The organism is Methylosinus sp. Ce-a6 (assembly GCF_009811655.1).
Classification (GTDB): Bacteria; Pseudomonadota; Alphaproteobacteria; order Rhizobiales; family Beijerinckiaceae; genus Methylosinus.
On the sequence record NZ_BGJX01000006.1, the window covers coordinates 59,399 to 77,483 of the forward strand.

At 66.6% G+C, this 18,085-nt stretch carries 11 protein-coding genes and 3 pseudogenes; 4 read left to right on the forward strand and 10 right to left on the reverse strand.

Going from position 1 to position 18,085, the window contains the following annotated elements; all coding sequences use genetic code 11:
- Positions 1 to 36 precede the first annotated feature (36 nt).
- The 5 genes from Mspo_RS05900 to Mspo_RS05920 form a co-directional block, all read right to left on the reverse strand.
- On the reverse strand, positions 37 to 2,352 hold the full coding sequence (locus Mspo_RS05900) for a Tex family protein (protein WP_159727801.1): 2,316 nt from the start codon (positions 2,350 to 2,352) through the stop codon (positions 37 to 39).
- Between the two features lie 123 nt (positions 2,353 to 2,475).
- Positions 2,476 to 4,041 carry a hypothetical protein gene (locus tag Mspo_RS05905; RefSeq protein WP_159727803.1) on the reverse strand — a complete coding sequence of 522 codons (1,566 nt, stop codon included), beginning with the start codon at positions 4,039 to 4,041 and terminating at the stop codon, positions 2,476 to 2,478.
- Between the two features lie 4 nt (positions 4,042 to 4,045).
- A complete protein-coding gene (locus Mspo_RS05910; RefSeq protein WP_159727805.1) occupies positions 4,046 to 4,825 on the reverse strand; it encodes a crotonobetainyl-CoA--carnitine CoA-transferase in 780 nt (259 codons plus the stop codon).
- An 83-nt stretch (positions 4,826 to 4,908) separates the two neighbouring features.
- A complete protein-coding gene (locus Mspo_RS05915; RefSeq protein WP_159727807.1) occupies positions 4,909 to 5,847 on the reverse strand; it encodes a glycosyltransferase family 2 protein in 939 nt (312 codons plus the stop codon).
- Positions 5,844 to 6,272, reverse strand: coding sequence for a GtrA family protein (locus Mspo_RS05920; protein WP_159727809.1), 429 nt, complete (start codon positions 6,270 to 6,272; stop codon positions 5,844 to 5,846). The genes Mspo_RS05915 and Mspo_RS05920 overlap by 4 nt, the downstream gene beginning before the upstream one ends.
- Positions 6,273 to 7,003: 731 nt before the next feature.
- On the opposite strand from Mspo_RS05920, the gene Mspo_RS05925 reads away from it, so the two are divergent.
- Both Mspo_RS05925 and Mspo_RS05930 read left to right on the forward strand, forming a co-directional pair.
- Positions 7,004 to 10,210 (forward strand): helicase-related protein, encoded by a 3,207-nt coding sequence (locus tag Mspo_RS05925; protein WP_159727983.1) that lies wholly within the window; start codon positions 7,004 to 7,006, stop codon positions 10,208 to 10,210.
- Positions 10,211 to 10,456: 246 nt separating this feature from the next.
- A complete protein-coding gene (locus tag Mspo_RS05930; RefSeq protein ID WP_159727811.1) occupies positions 10,457 to 11,863 on the forward strand; it encodes a mannose-1-phosphate guanylyltransferase/mannose-6-phosphate isomerase in 1,407 nt (468 codons plus the stop codon).
- Between the two features lie 84 nt (positions 11,864 to 11,947).
- On the opposite strand, the gene Mspo_RS05935 is transcribed toward Mspo_RS05930, so the two are convergent.
- The 4 genes and pseudogenes from Mspo_RS05935 to Mspo_RS05950 form a co-directional block, all read right to left on the reverse strand.
- Positions 11,948 to 12,445, reverse strand: coding sequence for a hypothetical protein (locus Mspo_RS05935; protein ID WP_159727813.1), 498 nt, complete (start codon positions 12,443 to 12,445; stop codon positions 11,948 to 11,950).
- Between the two features lie 2 nt (positions 12,446 to 12,447).
- A pseudogene (locus tag Mspo_RS05940) lies at positions 12,448 to 12,950 on the reverse strand (SRPBCC family protein).
- A gap of 116 nt (positions 12,951 to 13,066) precedes the next feature.
- Positions 13,067 to 13,705, reverse strand: a pseudogene (locus Mspo_RS05945) (vWA domain-containing protein); the annotation flags it as partial.
- Between the two features lie 108 nt (positions 13,706 to 13,813).
- A pseudogene (locus tag Mspo_RS05950) lies at positions 13,814 to 15,052 on the reverse strand (PQQ-dependent dehydrogenase, methanol/ethanol family); the annotation flags it as partial.
- A 541-nt stretch (positions 15,053 to 15,593) separates the two neighbouring features.
- Here Mspo_RS05950 and Mspo_RS05955 point away from each other — a divergent pair.
- Positions 15,594 to 15,803 carry a hypothetical protein gene (locus Mspo_RS05955; protein ID WP_244613182.1) on the forward strand — a complete coding sequence of 70 codons (210 nt, stop codon included), beginning with the start codon at positions 15,594 to 15,596 and terminating at the stop codon, positions 15,801 to 15,803.
- A 328-nt stretch (positions 15,804 to 16,131) separates the two neighbouring features.
- On the forward strand, positions 16,132 to 16,719 hold the full coding sequence (locus Mspo_RS05960) for a phosphatase PAP2 family protein (RefSeq protein WP_159727817.1): 588 nt from the start codon (positions 16,132 to 16,134) through the stop codon (positions 16,717 to 16,719).
- On the opposite strand, the gene Mspo_RS05965 is transcribed toward Mspo_RS05960, so the two are convergent.
- Positions 16,690 to 18,084: a VOC family protein gene (locus Mspo_RS05965; protein ID WP_159727819.1), complete on the reverse strand. Its 1,395-nt coding sequence runs from the start codon at positions 18,082 to 18,084 to the stop codon at positions 16,690 to 16,692. The two genes, Mspo_RS05960 and Mspo_RS05965, sit on opposite strands and share 30 nt — an antisense overlap.
- Position 18,085: the final 1 nt, after the last annotated feature.

An 18,085-nucleotide genomic window follows, 5' to 3' on the forward strand; every position in this document is an offset into this window, starting at 1 on the left:
TGCGGTTTGGCTGTCTAACTCGTTTCCGCCCGCCCTTCACCCTCTCGCATTCTTCGGCGGCGTGCGCATGGCGGCGAGCAGCGCCTCTCCCAGCGCCCCCGCGCCCTTCTGCGGCTCCGGCTGACGCGTCGCGCGCGGCGCGGCGCCGCCCTCGCGGCGCTGGCCACCCGGAGCGGATTGGCGCTGATCGGGCGTGTCGTCGAGCCGCATGGAGAGCGAGATGCGCTTTCTGGGCGCGTCGATCTCCAGCACCTTCACCCTGACGATGTCGCCGGGCTTGGCCACGGCGCGCGGGTCCTTCACGAAGGTCTTGGACATGGCCGAGATATGCACCAGCCCGTCCTGATGCACGCCCACATCCACGAAGGCGCCGAAGGCCGCGACATTGGTGACGACGCCCTCGAGAATCATGCCGGGCTTCAAATCGGTGATCTTTTCGACGCCCTCCTGGAAGGTCGCCGTCTTGAAGGCGGGGCGCGGATCGCGGCCGGGCTTCTCGAGCTCGGCGAAAATGTCGGTGACGGTCGGCAGGCCGAAGGTCTCGTCGACGAATTGCGCGGGCCGTAGCTTGCGCAGCTCCGTCGCATTGCCGATGATCTGCCTCATGTCGGTCTTGGCGGCGGCGAGGATGCGCCGCACGACCGGATAGGCCTCCGGATGCACGCCGGAGCGGTCGAGCGGATCGTCGCCGTCGACGATGCGCAGAAATCCCGCGCTCTGCTCGAAGGCCTTGGGGCCGAGGCGTGGCACTTTCTTCAAGGCTTCGCGCGTGCGGAAAGGGCCGTTGGCGTCGCGATGCGCGACAATGTTGGAAGCGAGCAATTCGCCGACGCCGGATACGCGCGCCAGCAGCGGCGCGGAGGCCGTGTTGACGTCGACGCCGACCGCGTTGACGCAATCCTCGACGACGGCGTCCAGCGAATGGGAGAGCTTCACCTCGGAGACGTCGTGCTGATATTGGCCGACGCCGATCGCTTTCGGCTCGATCTTCACGAGCTCGGCGAGCGGATCCTGCAGGCGCCGCGCGATGGAGGCGGCGCCGCGCAGCGTGACGTCGAGATCGGGCAACTCGCGCGAGGCGTATTCGGAGGCGGAATAGACCGAGGCGCCGGCTTCCGACACGACGATCTTGGTGAGCTTCAGCTCCGGGAATTTGGAAATGAGCTCGCCGGCGAGCTTGTCGGTCTCGCGCGAGGCGGTGCCATTGCCGATGGCGATGAGCTCGATTTTGTGCTCGCGCGCGAGCTTGGCGAGGACGGAGAGCGATTCGTCCCAACGGCGCTGCGGCTCATGCGGATAAATGGCCGTCGTCGCGACGATCTTGCCGGTCTTGTCGATGACCGCGACCTTGACGCCGGTGCGGAAACCCGGATCGAGGCCGAGCGTCGCCCGCGCGCCGGCGGGGGCGGCGAGCAGAAGATCGCGCAAGTTCGCCGCGAAGACGCGAATCGCCTCGTCCTCGGCGAAACGCCACAGCCGCGTGCGCAGATCGACGGAGAGATGCAATTCGATCTTGGTGCGCCAGGCCCAGCGCACCGTGTCCAGGAGCCAGCGGTCGCCCGGCCTTCCGCGATCGGCGATCGAAAAGCGCTGCGCGATCTGGCCCTCATAGCCGACGGCGCCTTCGCTCGGCTCCGCGAGCATCTCGAGATCGAGGACCTCCTCCTTCTCGCCGCGGAACATCGCCAATATGCGATGCGAAGGAAGCTTCACTAGCGGCTCGGAGAAATCGAAATAGTCGGAGAATTTCGCGCCCGCCGTCTCCTTGCCGGCGCGCACTTTGGACTTCATGAGTCCTTGCGTCCAGAAGGTCTCGCGCAGACGGCCGATGAGATCGGCGTCCTCCGCGAATCTCTCGACGAGAATGGCGCGCGCGCCGTCGAGCGCCGCCGTTGCGTCGGCGATGTTCTTCTCGGCGTTCACAAAAGGCGCGGCCTGCTCCTTCGGCTCGCGCTCGGGATGGGCGAGCAGAGATTCGGCGAGCGGGGCGAGGCCCGCCTCTATCGCGATCTGCGCCTTGGTGCGACGCTTCGGCTTATAGGGAAGATAGATGTCCTCGAGCCGCGCCTTATTGTCGGCCTCCATGATCGTCGCGCGCAGCGCGTCGTCGAGCTTTCCCTGCGCCTCGATCGAATCGAGTATCGCTTTGCGGCGGTCTTCCAATTCGCGCAAATAGCGCAGGCGTTCCTCGAGATGGCGCAGCTGCGCGTCGTCGAGCTGGCCCGTCGCCTCCTTGCGATAGCGGGCGATGAAGGGAACCGTCGAACCTTGATCGAGCAGAGCGACGGCCGCCTCCACCTGCCAGGGTTTCGCGGAGAGCTCCGTGCTGATTCGTTCGACGATCGACGCCATGCGCTATCCCTGCCCGCAAGTGATGGGATCGCGTTTCTAGCGTCGGGCGCGGCGCCAAGTCAAAGGCGCCAAGTCAAAAGCGAAAACCTGTGGACATCGGCCTCGCCTCGCCTCGCCGCCCAGTCATTTGCGCGAATCGGGGAGATGCGGGTGGTCCGGCCAGCAGCGGCGCTCTTCGAGCTCGAGCCGAACGCCCTCGCGCGCCGCGAGCCAGGGCGGAACCGTCGCGACGCGCGCGAGATAATTGGTCGGAAAGACATGCGGGTCGCTCTTGCGCCAGCTGGTGAGCAGATTGCAGTCGCTGATCGCAAAAGCGGGCGAGACGAGCGCGCGCTTGACCTCTATCGCCGGCGTCGCCGCCGAGACGATCACGAGCGCCGATATCGCCGAGGCGAGCGGGCCGCCGTCGCGCGGCGTCGCCACGGCGATTTCGGCGAAGGCGAAGGCGAGCAGGAACAGCGCCGGAATGGAGGCGCGCGTGGCGAGATCATTGTTGGGGCCGAAGGAATAGAAGGGCAGGAGCAGCAGGACCGCGATCGCGGCGCCGAGCAGCGGGCCGTCGCTCGCCGCGAGCCGCGCGCGCGCGGCGTAGACGATCGCCGCATGTGGAATCTCGACCAGCAGGAAGGCGGCGTAGAGAAGCGCGAAGCCCGGAAGGAACAGAAGCCATTCGTGCTTCACCGCGCCGGCGTCGATGGTGAGATAGAGGGCGATCGGCAGAAACAGGAGCCCGGCGAAAGCCGCGGCGAGATTGCGCGGCGCGAACAGGCCGCGGCCGAGCCGCAGCGCGGAAAATGCGGCGAGCGGCGCGGCGCCCGCCGCTGCGAGCGGCGACCACAGCAGCGAGGCGGCGAAGAGGATGGCGAGGACGGCGAGGTCGATCTCGCCTCGCGCGACGAAGAGCAGCAGCAGCGCCATCCACCAGCCGGGCAGCATATGGTTCGGCGCCCAGAACAATTGCGTGACATGCGAGGAATATTGGAGCGAGGAATTCCACCATTCGAGATGACCGGGCATGTTCAGCCCTTCGCGCAGGAGCTGCGGCAGCACATCGACGCCGCTGAACAGAACGAAGAGCGCGAGGAAGGGCGCGACGCGACGGCCGGCGAGAAGCGCCACGAGATAGAGGCAGAGGCCGAGCAGCAGCGCATTCTGCGCGAACAAAGCGAGATGCGCGGCGGAAAGATCCACGAAGCGTCCGACGACGGCGGGAAGGACATACATGCCGAGCGGCGCGCGCAGCAGATAATCCTCGCCGCCGTAGCGATAGAAGAGCGGGAAGCCCTGGCGCGTCAGATCGGAGAGAACCGCGTCGCGCGCGAGCCAGTCGAGATTGGCGTAGAAGAGATGGGTCTCGCCGCCGAGAAGCAGCAGGACGGCCGCGAGGGCGACGCAGGCCGCGAGACGCTTCGCGTCGACGGGCGCCGCGAGCAGGGATCCGGGCCGCGGCCGAAAGGCGAAGAGGAGACAGGCCGCCAGCGCGCAGCCGGCGAGAACGGGAGCCGCGGCGAGCCGGCCGAAGCCGAAGGCGAGCGCGACGTCGCCGAGCAGAAAGACGAGAACGCCCGCCTGCAGGAGACGCAGATTGCGCGGGAGCGCAGCGGCGCCGGCGAAATCGAAGGGCGGCGAATCGGAGGGCGGCGTCCGCGTCGACGCGTCGCCCGACGGCGGGAGGCGAAGGACGTTCAAAGTCTCACCCGATGAGATCGCCGGCGACGACGAAGGAGATCCAAGGCGTCAGCGGCGAGCGGCGAATGTCGCAGCGGCCCAGTCCGAACACTTCCGCGAGCGCGACGGTCTCGCCGGGATATTCGGGGCAGTTGAGCTGATCGAAGACGAGCACGGAGCGCCGCGTCAGATGCGGGCGCAGGCGCTCGAGGCAGGCCTTGGTCGGCGCGTAGATGTCGAAGTCGAAATAGGCGAGCGCGACGATCGTCTCGGGATGGCGACGCAGATAAGCGTCGAGCGTCTGCGCCGCGTCGCCCTTCACGATCTCGTGCTTTTCGATATGCGCGATCGGCGCTTCGGATTCGTGATGGCGCAGCACGGCGGCGAGATGGTTCTCATATCCCGCGCCGGCGCTATAGGCGCCGTCCTGCGCCGATTGGTGCGTTCCGTCCTTGGCCGAACATCCGGCGAGGCCCGCAAAAGTGTCGAAGACGGCGAGCTTGCGGGTGAAATTATAGGGTTCGAAGATCGCCCGCAGATTGGTGAGCAGAGCGGCCGTGCGGCCGTAGCAGGTGCCGAACTCGAACAGCGAGCCATTGGCCTCGAGCACATGGTTGCGATAGATGTCGCTGAGCGCCAGCGTGCGCGAGAGCTCCTGCCGGCTCAGATAGAGCGAGAGCTGGGAATAGACGAGCTCCGCCGGCGGAATCGGCGAGGCGGCGTAGAGGCGCGCGAAGGCCTCGCGATTGGTTTTCTCCGCCTTCGACGATCGCGGCGAGAAATCGGCGGTCTGCTCTTCGGTCATGAGATTCGCCTCCGGACGACCCTGGGCTTTTGTTTCGACGCGTTTCCGACGCCGAACCGGCGTCCATTTCGGCTGGAAACGCTCTAGAAATTGATGCGTTCGCGTTCGAACACCACGGGCTTTCTGCGCACCTGCCCGTGAATGGCGAGCATGTATTCGGCGAGCACGCCGATCGAGAACAGCTGCACGCCGCCGAAGAAAAACACGGCGACGATCATCGTCGTCGCGCCGGGCGGCGCGAGCGCGCCATGATAGGCGAGGCCGAGAACGAGGCTCGCCAATGCGTAGGCGAGCGAGAGGGCCGCGATCGCCGCGCCGAGGAACAGCGCGAAGCGCAGCGGCGCGAGGCTGAATGTGACGAGCCCGTTCATCCCCTGGTCGACGAGGGCGAGCAGCGAGTTCTTCGATATGCCGCGGCGGCGCGCCGTCCATTTGTAGGGCACGCCGACGGCCCTGAAGCCGCATTCGAAGGTCATCATGCGCATGAAGGGATAAACGTCGTCGATGCGGCGCATCGCCTCGACGACCTTGCGGTCGACGAGCTGGCAGTCGCCGACGCCGGGCGGCAGCGAGAATTCCGACATTCCCGTCAGCAGGCGATAATAGAGCCCGCGTAGCATTCGCATGACGGCGCGCTCCTCGCGCGTCTCGCGTATGCCGTAGACGATCTCGGCGCCCTCCTCCCAGAGCTTCACGAAGCGCGGCAGCAGCTCCGGCGGGTCCTGCAGATCGGCCGGCATGAGCAGCAGCACGGCGTCGCCGCCCGCCGCCATCACGCCATTGTAGTTGGAGCGCATCGGCCCGAAATTGCGGGCGTTGAGAATGACCTTCACGCAAGGATCGGCGGCGGCGATCTCGCGCAGGATCTCGGCCGTGCGATCGGTGGAGGCGTTGTCGCAGAACACATGCTCGCGGCGATAGTCCTTCAAATCGCCGTCGAACAGCGCCGCGATCGCCGCATGGCATTCGCGGATGTTGAGCTCTTCATTGTAGCAGGGCGTGACGATGGAGATGGTCTTCATGCGCCGCCGCCTCCAGAGCGGAAAACGAAGTCTCGATTGAGGAGATAAGAGAGCGCCGCGAGAAGCGGCGTGAGCGCCGCCTGCGCGATCGACGCCGCCGCGCCATAATGCTCGAGCGCTTTCAGCGCGAGCGCGTCGACGAGGAAGAGAAGCCCATAGACGGCGACGAAACGGCCCAGAAAGCGCGGATCGCTGGAGCCGAAGACGAGTCGCCCGATCGACAGGAAGTTGAACAGCGCGCCGATCACGGTGGAGACGGCGGCGGCGATCGTCGCGTCGAGCGTCTCGCGCCAGACGAGATAGAAGATCGCATAGCCGAAGGCGGTGTTGACGAGGCCGACGGCGAAGAATCGCAGCGCCCGCGCGCTCGGCGCGAAGCCGAGCGCCGTCGCGCCCGATCGAGAATTACGCGTGTCTTCCGCCAATTCGTCCGCCCGCTCCGCGCCGCTGTCGCGGCGAATCATGGCTTACGAAAGGTTAACGCTCGGCTTACGTCGGCCCGATGTCGCGCTCGATCGGGGAGGCGGGGCGAGCGATGGCGTTAACCCTGTCGGCCGGCGCGAATCGCTCCGCCGCGGAGCGCGGGCGCGCGTCGAGGACGAAGGGGCCGCGGCGGCGAGCGCCGGGACGGGGGATGCGGCGGCCGAATTCGAGACAGAGTGGTAAACGCGCGCGGCGCCGCGCCCTCGAGGAGCGCGCGACGGCGGCGCGATATGTTGCGGCGCAGCGGCGCAGAGCCGCGAAATCTGGTGGGAACGGCGTGGCAACACCGTGAAATCGCCGATTCGTGCGCGCTCCGTTCCGGCATGTTTCCAAATCTTAACGAGCCGGTCGTCGCGATGTCGCGATCGGCATGTTGACAAGAAGGCGCGACGGAGTCCGCGTCGCCCCTTGAGCGCCGCGTCCCATTGTCATGCTGCAAAATGTGAGATTTGGAAGCTCTAGTGTCAGGGAGGGCCGGGAGTGACCATATCTCGAGCGAACAGAGCGTGATTCGAAAAGAGTCAGCGATTCGGCCGCGATTCGTTCGGCGCCTGTTCGAAACGTGAAATAGCCTCGTCTACGCCGTTCCAATCCGGGACGATCGCCGCTATCGATCCCGGCGCGGGCTCGCGCAAGGGCTCCGCGTGAAATATGATCGAGAGCCATGAGCCCGATGCTCACCGCCAAGAGACCGGCCAAGAGACCGGCCGCGCCGGGCCTGCGCCCGTCCACGGCCGGCGTCGCCGCCGTTCTGGGGCCGACCAACACCGGCAAGACCCACCACGCCATAGAGCGAATGCTCTCCTATCCGACGGGCATGATCGGTCTGCCGCTGCGCCTCCTCGCGCGGGAGGTCTACGCGCGGGTGGCGGAGCGGGTGGGCGCAGAGAATGTCGCGCTCGTCACCGGCGAGGAGAAGATCAAGCCGCGCGCGCCCGCCTATTGGGTCTCGACCGTCGAGGCCATGCCGCGCGATCTCGACGTGGATTTCGTCGCGGTGGACGAGATTCAGCTCGCCGCCGACCTCGACCGCGGCCATGTGTTCACCGACCGCCTGCTCTTTTGGCGCGGCCGGCGGGAGACATTGCTCATCGGCGCGGAGACGATGCGCTCGCTCATCGAGCGGCTGCTGCCGGGGGTTCCGATCTTCACGCGCCCGCGCCTGTCGCGCTTGAGCTTCGCCGGAGAGCGCAAGCTGGCGCGCCTGCCGCCGCGCAGCGCGATCGTCGCCTTCTCCGCCGAGGACGTCTATGCGATCGCCGAATGGATCAAGCGCCAGCGCGGCGGCGCGGCGGTGGTGCTCGGCGCGCTCTCCCCGCGCACGCGCAACGCCCAGGTCGATCTCTTTCAGAACGGCGACGTCGATTATATCGTCGCCACCGACGCCATCGGCATGGGCCTCAATCTCGACGTCGACCACATCGCCTTCGCCGCCGACCGCAAATTCGACGGCTGGCGCCATCGGCGGCTGACCGCGGCGGAACTGGGGCAGATCGCCGGCCGCGCGGGCCGGCATATGAACGACGGCACGTTCGGCAGCACCGGCCGCTGCCCGCCCTTCGACGAGCAGACCGTCGAAGCGCTCGAAAATCATTGGTTCGATCCGCTCGTCGCGCTGCAATGGCGCAACGCCGATCTCGACTTCGAATCGATCGAGGCGCTCGTCGATTCGCTCGAGCGCGCGCCGCCGGACGAATGCCTTCTGCGCGCCCGCACGGCGGAGGACCAAATGGTCCTCGAGACGGCCGCGCGCGACGACAATGTGCGGCGCAACGCCAAAACCAATGCAGATATTATGAGACTCTGGGACGTGTGCCAGATTCCCGATTATCGCAAGACCTCGCCCGCCGCCCATGCGGAGCTGGCGCTCGCCGTCTATGGCTATGTGGTGCGCCGCGGACGTATTCCAGGCGATTGGTTCGCAAAGCAAATCGCCGCCGTGGACCGCATCGACGGCGACATGCACACGCTCTCCGCGAGGCTCGCCCAGGTGCGGACCTGGACATTCATCGCCAACCGATCCGGCTGGCTCGAGAATCCAGAGCATTGGCAGAGCGTCGCGCGTCAGGTAGAGGACAGTCTGTCCGACGCGCTGCACGAACGCCTCACGCAGCGTTTCGTCGATCGCCGCACCAGCGTGCTGATGCGCCGACTGAGAGAGAATGCGATGCTCGAAGCTGAAATCACTACTGCCGGCGACGTATTGGTCGAGGGTCAGCATGTCGGCCAGTTGCAGGGATTTCGCTTCACCGCCGATCCGCAGGCGACCGGCGAGGCGGCGAAAGCGCTGAACTCCGCCGCGCAGAAGGCGCTCGCCGGCGAGATCGAGGCGCGCGCCGCGCGCGTGTTCGACGCGGTGGACGACGCCTTCCTGCTCGGCAACGATGGGACGATCCGCTGGCTCGGCGAGCCGGTCGGCAAGATCGCGCCGGGCGCCGCCGTGCTGGCGCCGACCGTGCGGCTGCTCGCCGACGAGCAATTGACCGGCGCCGCGCTCGACAAGGCGCAGCAGCGCCTCGATCTCTGGCTCGCGCAGCATATCAAGAAGCTGCTCGGCGCGCTGGAGGAGCTCGAGAAGGGCGAGGGGCTCGAGGGCGTCATGCGCGGGATCGCCTATCAGCTCGCCGAGGAGCTCGGCGTGTTGGAGCGCAGCCGCGTCGCCCGCGAGATCAAGACGCTCTCCCAGGAAGACCGCGCCGCTTTGCGCAAGAAGGGCGTGCGCTTCGGGGCCTATCACCTTTATCTGCCGCAGCTGCTGAAACCGGCGCCACGCTCGCTCGCCGCGCTGCTGTGGGGCTTGAAGCATGGCGGGCTCGACAATCTCAAGGGCCTCGAGGAGGTGCCGCATCTGGCCGCCTCCGGCCGCACCTCCTTCGCCGCCGATCCGGCGATCTCCAAGGGCTTCTACCGGGCCGCGGGCTTTCGCGTCTGCGGCGAGCGCGTGGTGCGCGTGGATATTCTGGAGCGCCTGGCCGATCTCATCCGCCCGGCGAGCGCCTATCGGCCGGGCGTGACCGCCGGCGATCCGCCGCCCGGCGCCGCCGACGGCGAGGGATTCGTCGTCACTGTGGCGATGACCTCGCTCACCGGCTGCGCGGGCGAGGCCTTCGCCTCGATCCTGCGCTCTCTCGGCTATCAATCGACCCAGCGCCCGGGGCCGGCCATCACCGTCCCGCTGCTGGCCAAGGCCTCGACCGAGCCGCTGCAGCCGACGCCGGCCGCCGAGGAGAGCGAATCGGCGGCCGAGCCGAGCGCGGCTCTGGTCGAGACGGCCGCCGAGGGAGAGACGGAAGTTCTCGCGCCGCCGCGGGAGGCCGAACCCCTCGTCGAGCCGCCGGCCGACGCCCGAGATGCGGAAGGGGGGCGAGAGGCGGCTGTCGTGGCTGAAGAGCCGGTCGTCGCCCTCGAAGAGCCCGCTGTCGCCGCCGAGGCGGGGGCGGAAGCGCCGGAGGCGAACGCCGAATCCGCGGCCGAGCCGACGCCGATCGAAGTTTGGACGCTGCAGCGGCACGTCCCGCAGGCGCCGCGCCGGCGTCAGGGCGGCGCGCCGGGTCAGGAAGAGAGCCGCTCCGCGCGGCCGGCCGGCGAGCGCCAGCGTGGGCCGCGGCCCGGCCAGGGCGGACGCCGTCCGGAAGGGGGCGAGGGCGAGGCTGCTGCCGAGCACAGGCCGCGCGGCGAGGGCGCCCGCAAGGAAAGCGGTTTTCGCGCCGGCGGCGGCAAGCCGCGCGGCGACAATCGGCCGCCGCGGGACGATCGCCGCCGCCCCGGCTCCTTCTCCGCCCCGGAAAAGCGCGAAAAAGAGCGTCTTCCCGACCCCGATTCGCCCTTCGCCAAGCTGCTGGCGCTCAAGGCCGAGCTCGAAAAAAAGGGCAAGAGCTGAAATTTCGCCTCAAATGACTGGTGATGTCCGACCTATGCCGAAGCGGCCGCCGGCGCGCTCGGGGAGGGATCGCATCGACTTGCCAAGTCCTGGGCGTTCGGCCTATTGCTGACGTAATCTTTGGCGCACTGGCGTAAGCCGATGCTAGCGGGTCCCTTCGATCCGGCATCAGGAACGTAGGCGATACTTCGTGCGCGGTCTCGTAACGAGGGCGGCGAACCAAGGCCTTCCATTGAAAGGCGATACATGACGAAAATTCTTCCAGTCATCATGTGCGGCGGCGCGGGCACGCGCGTATGGCCCGAATCGCGGGAGACGCTCCCGAAACAATTCATTCCCCTCATCGGAGAGAGATCGACGTTCCAGACGACCATAGAGACGTTGTCGGACGAAGCGTTCGACAAGCCCGTCGTCATCTCCAACGTCGATTATCGCTTCCTCATCACCGATCAACTGCGCGAAATCGGCGCTTCCGCCGATATCGTCCTCGAGCCGACGCGGCGCGATTCGGCCGCCGCCGTCGCCGTCGCCGCCGGCCTCGCCGCCCGCCGCTCGCCCGGCACGATCGTCGTCGTGCTCGCCGCCGATCATGTCGTGCGCGACCGGCAGGGCCTCGTCGAGCTCTGCAAAAAGGCCGCGTCGGCCGCCGCCGACGGCTATATCGTCACGCTCGGCGTCAAGCCCGACAATCCGGCCACCGGCTATGGCTATATACGTCCCGGCGAGCGCCTCGCCGGCGAGATTTCCACGCTCGACGCTTTCGTCGAAAAGCCCGATCGCGAGACCGCGCAGCGCTATATCGACTCCGGCTATCTGTGGAACAGCGGCAATTTCATCTTCCGCGCCGAGGTGATGCAGGCGGAGATCGCGCATTTCGAGCCGGCGATTTTCGAGGCCGCCGAAAAAGCGATCGACGCCGGCCGCCGCGATCTCGATTTCCTCGTGCTCGACGCCGAATCTTTCGCGTGCGCGCCGAAGACCTCCATCGACTATGCAGTGATGGAGAAGACGCGCAAAGCCGCGGTGATCGAGGCCGACATCGGCTGGTCGGACGTCGGCAATTGGCGCGCCGTGTGGGAATTGACCGAGCGCGACGAGTTAGGAAATTCCGTGCGCGGCAATGGCGTCGTGCGCGACGCGCGCAATGTGCATGTGCGCTCGGACGACATGCTGACGACCGTGGTCGGCGTCGACGACGTCGTGGTGGTGACGACGCAGGACGCTGTGCTCGTGCTCGGCCATGAGCATGGCGACAATGTCAAGCAGCTCGTCGATCAGCTGAAGCGCGAGAACCGTCGCGAGGCGGGCGAGCACAAGCGCATTTTCCGCCCCTGGGGCTTTTATCAATCGGTCGATTCCGGTGAGCGGCACCAGGTGAAGCGCATTGTGGTGAAGCCCGGCGCGCGCTTGTCGCTGCAGAAGCATTTTCATCGCGCCGAACATTGGATCGTGGTGAAGGGCACGGCGGAGGTCGGCCGCGACGAGGAGACGCTGCTCGTTCACGAGAACGAATCGGTCTATCTGCCGATCGGCTGCATTCACCGCCTGAGCAACCCCGGCAAGATCGACCTCGAGATCATCGAGGTGCAGACCGGCTCCTATCTCGGCGAGGACGATATCGTGCGCCTGCAGGACGTCTACAACCGCGGCTGACGCGGCGGCGTCACAGGCGAGCCTGAAGGTTCGCGGTCCTGAGCGCGCCCTGGACCGCGAACCTTCAGGCTCGCATTTTTTCGCTCATTGCCCGCGGCTCTGCGCGCTATAGCGCTCGAGCAGCTCGGCGAGCGCCGCGTCGCGCGTCGCGCCCTGCTTTCGCAGATTGACATAATGCTGGCAGAGGTCGCCGAAGCTCTGCTTGCTGCGCGTCGCCGCCGAAATGCGCGCGATAGTCTCGATCAATTCGGCTTCATCCTCCGGCGCGCCGATTTCGGCGAGCATGTCGGCGAGCTGGCCTGCGCGATTGGCGAGCATGCGCGGCGATTCGACGAAATGCGCGCCGCCGACGTCGAGCGCCTGGCGAAGGCGCGTGACCCGCGCTTCTTCCACCGGCGCGCCGCCGTTTCTGCGCGCGGCGAGCCAATAGGCCGGATCGACGCGGTCGATCGGCGACAGCCATTTCGGCAACTCGTCCTTGCGCTTCACCTCGACGGCCGGCCGCTGCTGCGGGGTCGTGTCCTCGCAGGCCCCGAGCAGCGCCGCCACCGTCGCGCAGAGAACGGCGAGACGCGCTCTCATCCTCACTTGCCCTGCAGCTTCTCGGCGAGGCCCCGCAGCCCGTCCTTCAGGAAAGTGGTCATCGCCTCGCGCGCGGCGTCGTCGTCGAGATTGTCCGGCGGCTCATTGCTGGTGTCGCCGCGATAGAGGCGGCCATACCATTGCACCTCGCTGCCGCCGCCGGCCTCACCGCGAGCGTCGCCGAATAGGAGCTGATCGGCAGCGCGTCGAGATTGGGCTCCGACATGCGATAGGCGAGCTTCATCTGCTGCGGGTCGTATTCGTCGAGGCTCTCCGTGACGACGCCGCCCTTGCGCAAGGTGATCTCGCGCGCCGCGCCAATGGCGTCGCCGCCCGTCGCCTTCACGCCGGCGACATCCGGATGCCAGTCGAGCGCGCCAAAATGGCCGACGATCGCCCAGACGGATTTGGGATCGGCGGAGACGGTGATCTTCTCGTCGACCTTGATCGGCGTCGGACCATGCGCCTGTCCGCGCGCGCGCCATGCGGCCGCGGCGCCTTGCAGCGCGCCAGCGAGCGCGACGCCGAAGAGCGGCAGCAGAAGGCTCGAACGCCAGCGCGCGGTGAGACGCGCGATCGTCTCCCACCCGGCCCGCAATGTTTCGGCGCGCGACGCTCCGCTCATGCGGACCTCCTCGCGCTTTCTCGCGGCGCCTGGGCGCTGGCGGTCCGCACGAGGCCGGTCTCCGCGAATTTGGCGGCGAACAGCAAGGATGTGGCGATGGCCGCGACGAGCAGCGTCTCGTCAGTCAAATCCTCGCGCGGAATGCGCTCGGCGTAGCGGAAGGGGCGGCGCTCGAGCCGATCGATCTCGGCGATCGCGTCCGCCACCGCGGCGGGGCCTTCCGCCTCGAAGGCGCGGTAGGAAATGCCGAGCGATTTGAAGAAGAGATCGAGATGGCGCTCGGGCAGCGCCTGCGGCGTGTCCGACTCGCCGGGCGCCGGTCTGTCGCTGATGCCCTTGGAGCCCCGGGCGCGCAGGAACAGCCAATAGAGATTGGGCCTGATCTTGCGGAAATCGGCGCGCAGCTGATCTTGTATGCGCGGATCGATGACGGCGGCGCCGTCGGAGACGAGCAGGATCACGCGCGATTCGACATCGCCGCCAGCGGGAAATTGCGACAGCGCCATGGCGAGACCGCGGCCGATATTGGTGTAGCCGAGGCCCGGCCTGTCGATCGCCTGAACGGCGGCGCGCACCGCCTCGCGATGATCTGTCATCGGCATGACCAATATGGGCGAGGTGGAGAAAGCGGCGACGCGACTCGCCGCCGGGCAGCATTGTTATCTGGCGCGGCCTCGCGCGCCTAACCGATATCGAGATAGGCGCGGAGGCAGCGCTGAGTGCATTTGTGGGTAATTGAAAGCCGCGGAGGGGCATATGTCCTTGCCGAGATGGTCCATGCGCGTGCCATATTCCGGATCGCGCGCCGGCAGACCGCTCTTGAGGTCGACCGTCTTGAAGACATTGACCGTCTCGTCGATCTTGTCGGCGGAGACGAGGTCGCCATTGGTGCGGTCGAGCGTGTAGACGACGCCGTTGCGGTCGGGATGCGTGAGGAGCTTGCGCTCCTTGCCGTCCTTGTCCTTCTGCTCGGTGAGCAGCATGAAGTTGACGCTGGCGAAGTCCCATTCGTCATGCGGGGTCTTCTGATAGCCGAACTTGGCTTCGCCCGTGTCGATGTCGCGGCCGAAGATCGTCATCGTCCATTTGTTGTCGCCTGGACGCATCGTCTCGTTCCACGGCGCCGGATTGCCCGTGCCGTAGTAGAAGAGGTTCGCGCCCGGATCGTAAGCGTACCAACCCCAATTGGTGCCGCCGCCGATCTTCCAGGCGTCGCCTTCCCAGGTCGAGAGGCCGAGGCCCTTCTGGCCGTAATGGGGATTCTTGATGTTGAAATCCTTGGACAGTAGCAGGTCCTCGTCCGGACCCGTCGCATAGGCGCGCCATTTCTGCTCGCCCGTGTGCACGTCATAGGCGGTCACATAGCCGCGCACGCCGAGCTCGGCGCCGGACGAGCCGACGAGAACCTTGCCCTTGATGACGTAAGGCGCGATGGTGAGCGTGGAGCCGACCTTATAGTCGGAGTTCTCCATCTTCCACACGAGCTCGCCGGTCTTGGCGTCGAGCGCCTCGATATGGCCGTCGAGCAGCGTCTTGAGAATGAGCGGCGGCGGCGTCGCGTCGCCCGGCCAATAGGCGAGGCCGCGATTGACGAGATCGCAGCAGGCCACCGCGCGGGCGGCCGCATTCTGCTTCGGCTTGTCCTGCCAGAGAATGCGCGTCGGATCGTCGAGGTCGAGCGCGAAGGTGTTGTTCGGGAAAGACGTGTGGATATACATCTTGCCGTCGACGACGAGCGGGGCGCCCTCGTGGCCGTTCAGCACGCCGGTCGAAAAGGACCAGGCCACCTTCAGATCCTTGACGTTCTGGGCGTTGATCTGCGTGAGCGCGCTGTAATTGTTCGAGTGATAGTTCTTGCCGGGCATCACCCAGTTGTCTTCGCTCTTCGAGAGCTGATCGAGCTTGTCGTTGGCAAAGGCGGCGCCGATCGGCGTCACCGACAGAACGGCGAGCAGCGATACCGAATTCAGTAGATTCCTCATCGACGAGTCCTCCTGCAACAGCCATCGCCCGGCGGATCGCAGAGCCGAATGGAGATGTCGCCTCGTGAAAGAGCGATACCGAATTCAGTAGATTCCTCATCGACGAGTCCTCCTGCAACAGCCATCGTCCGGCGGATCGCAGAGCCGAATGGAGATGTCGCCTCGTGAAACAACGGCTCGCGATCTCCCGAGCCATTCTTTTTGTCGTCCGCCGTCCTCGCCGTCGTCGCGACGTTCTTTGAAAAAAAACGAGGTCCGGGGCCGGCGAGATATAGGTTTTCGGCCGCGGCTCTGTCTGTATGATTTGTCGGTAATCTGACCCGGGAAGAAATGGCGTCGGCGCCGCTCTTTCCTCACGAATCCAACGGCCGTCGCTTCCCGCGCCGTGATGTTGACAAAGTGGCATGGCGATTGAAGCGCGGGCGCCGCCGTTCGCCATTCGCTCCATCTCGAGACGGCGATCCGCTTGGGCTCGAGAATTCGATGGGCGGGATCCCGGGATGGCGGCCTCGAAAGGATCGTGATGGAGAGGCTTATCAAATTGACCGACGTCGATCGCCCCGACGAGCCGCTGGAGGTGGAAATCGAGCGCATGACCGAGACGACGCTGCGCGTGACGGTGCCCAAGACGATCGTCGCCTTCGAATTGCGGCGGCCGCGCGAAGGGGCGGCCTTCGAGGGCGCGCTGGGCGGGCGCTATTTCACTTATACGCCCGCTGCGAGCGCCAAGCCCGGACGGCGGCGCGGATAGCCTCGGGCGAGACCGGATCCTCGCCGACGTCGAAACGGGACGAAACGCCTGGGCGATTTCCTATTGGACGGAATTGGGGCAGCTCCGCGCGGCGCTCTTCCGCAGCCGCTCCATTGCCGCGCTCGCGTCGTGGCGCAGGCGTCGATCGGAGCCCGGACGAAAAAATCTTCGCGCCGCGACGCGCGGCCGCGCTCGTGTTCTATCTCTCTATCAACACGCGAACTCGCGCCTGCGATTGACAATGCCGTGACAATCGTCCCTGTCGCTGCAATCGAAACGTCGTTCATGTGTCACGAAACGGCAGCACGCGGCGCCTAGCGTTTCCGCCATGCTGATCGCTTCGAACCGTCGTCTTTCCCTCGAACGCTTCGTCCTCGCCGAGACGTCGCTGCGCGACAGGCTGCTGCGGGCCGATCTCGCCGGCGTGCATCTCATGACGCGCTCCACCAAGTCCACGCTCGGACGCCTGCTCGCGATCGCGATCAGCAAGCTCGGCAACGGATGGATCTATCCGATCCTCGCGGCGGCGATCTTCGCTCTCGCCGGAAGCGAAGCTTGGCCGGTCGTCGCGCTCGCCAGCCTCAACGCCGCGTTGCTGCATACGCTCTTCCCCATCATCAAGAAGCGCATCGGACGGCCGCGGCCGTTTCGCGTCGATCCGCGGCTGACCTCGCTCTTGAAGATTCTCGACGAGCATTCCTTTCCGAGCGGCCATATGATGACGCTGACCGGCGTGCTGGCGCCGATCGTCATCGCCTGGCCTTCGGCCGCGCTGTCCGCCCTGGCGCTCATCCTCTCCATGGCGTGGTCGCGCATCGCCACGGCGCATCACTATCCGAGCGACGTGCTCGGCGGCTCGGCGCTCGGCATCGCCATGGGCTATCCCCTATCGGCCTGCATTCTCGGCCATTGGTGAGCGGTTCTCCATAATTCCGAGCGTCGTGAGCGCGCGTTCGAGCGAGCTCGCCTCCTCATGCGCATAGATCGCCATTTCGTCGGCGACCTTGGTTCCGAGCGCATGTTCGAAAGCTTCGCGACTGGCGGAAGCGGAAAGCTCGCGACGTCCGCCCTCGCCGAGGTTGGACTGGAAAATTCCCGCCGCGCTCACCGGAAGAAAATCTTCATAAATGATCGGCTCGACGCGGAGAGCGCCTTCGCGCAGCAGCGTCTCGACGTCCTCTTGGGCGCTCTTTCTCTCGCCGGGCGCATAACGAAAGAAGGCGAGGCCCTGCGCGCGCACGGTCGCGGCGTCGTCGGGGAAGGCGGCGAAGCGGCGCTTCAGCTCGGCCATATAATCCGCAATGGCGTCGTCGCGCGGCGGCGCGGCGGCGAGCGTCTCCGCGAGCAGCCGGTCATAGAGGGCGCGGCCTTTCGCCGTGAGCGCCGCGCCGCGCTGCTCGATCTCGCCGAAGCGCGCGCGATGCTCGCCGCGCGCCTCCTCGCGTCCCGCGAAGCGCACGGGCTCGGCGATGGCCTTGAAGCTCGTCTGGCGCAGCAGGATCGGAAAGGCGCGGCGCGAGGGTCCTTCGACGATCGACTTCGGATCGAGGCCGCGCTCGGCGAGCGCCGTCTGCACGGCGTCTATGTCCAGCGTCGGCAGCGTCAGATGATTGATATGCGGCCCATGGAAGCAGACGATATCGGCGACGAGCGGATGCGCCTTGCGATAGGCTTCGTAGACGCCGGCGGTGACCGTCGCCTCGCCGCGCCAGCGAAAGGTGTGCAGCGCCTCATGGACGAATTCGATCGCCTGCGCCTCGCCGAGCGCGCCATTGGCCTCGAAGATCTCGATGAGATGCAGGCAGCGTGGCGTAAAGATACGCCGGCGCGAGAGAATCTCCAGCGCTTCGCGGCGCAGATCCTCGCCTTCGATGAGCTCCGGGCGCAAGAGCGAGGTGAAGATGCGGAACGGGCAGCGCCGGATCGATTGCGCCTCGATCGGCCGGAAGCAGGTCGAATGAACCGGCACGCCGGCGGGCGAGAGATCGTAATAGCCGACGGGATGCATGCCCATCACGGCGAAGAGCCGCCGCAGCCCCGCGAGCTCCTCCGGGCGTCCGACGCGAATGGCGCCGTGCCGCTCGACGCCGATGAGATCGAACGCGCCCGAGCGGCGAAGACGCGCCTCGAGCTCGGGATCGCGCGCGAGCGCCTCTCCGTCGATCTCGCCGACGATGCGCGTCATCTCCAGATAGCGCGGCACCTCGTCGCGATACATCTGCGTCATCGCCGCGGAGAAGATCGAGCGGATCGTGTCGGCGGAAACATGGGTGTCTGTCATG

Bases quoted from the DNA above. Each gene is read 5' to 3' on its own strand.
- Mspo_RS05925 (WP_159727983.1), top strand. From the start codon at position 7,004: ATGCTCACCGCCAAGAGACCGGCCAAGAGACCGGCCGCGCCGGGCCTG.
- Mspo_RS05935 (WP_159727813.1), bottom strand. From the start codon at position 12,445: ATGAGAGCGCGTCTCGCCGTTCTCTGCGCGACGGTGGCGGCGCTGCTC.
- Mspo_RS05965 (WP_159727819.1), bottom strand. From the start codon at position 18,084: ATGACAGACACCCATGTTTCCGCCGACACGATCCGCTCGATCTTCTCC.
- Mspo_RS05915 (WP_159727807.1), bottom strand. From the start codon at position 5,847: ATGAAGACCATCTCCATCGTCACGCCCTGCTACAATGAAGAGCTCAAC.
- Mspo_RS05960 (WP_159727817.1), top strand. From the start codon at position 16,132: ATGCTGATCGCTTCGAACCGTCGTCTTTCCCTCGAACGCTTCGTCCTC.
- Mspo_RS05910 (WP_159727805.1), bottom strand. From the start codon at position 4,825: ATGACCGAAGAGCAGACCGCCGATTTCTCGCCGCGATCGTCGAAGGCG.
- Mspo_RS05930 (WP_159727811.1), top strand. From the start codon at position 10,457: ATGACGAAAATTCTTCCAGTCATCATGTGCGGCGGCGCGGGCACGCGC.
- Mspo_RS05900 (WP_159727801.1), bottom strand. From the start codon at position 2,352: ATGGCGTCGATCGTCGAACGAATCAGCACGGAGCTCTCCGCGAAACCC.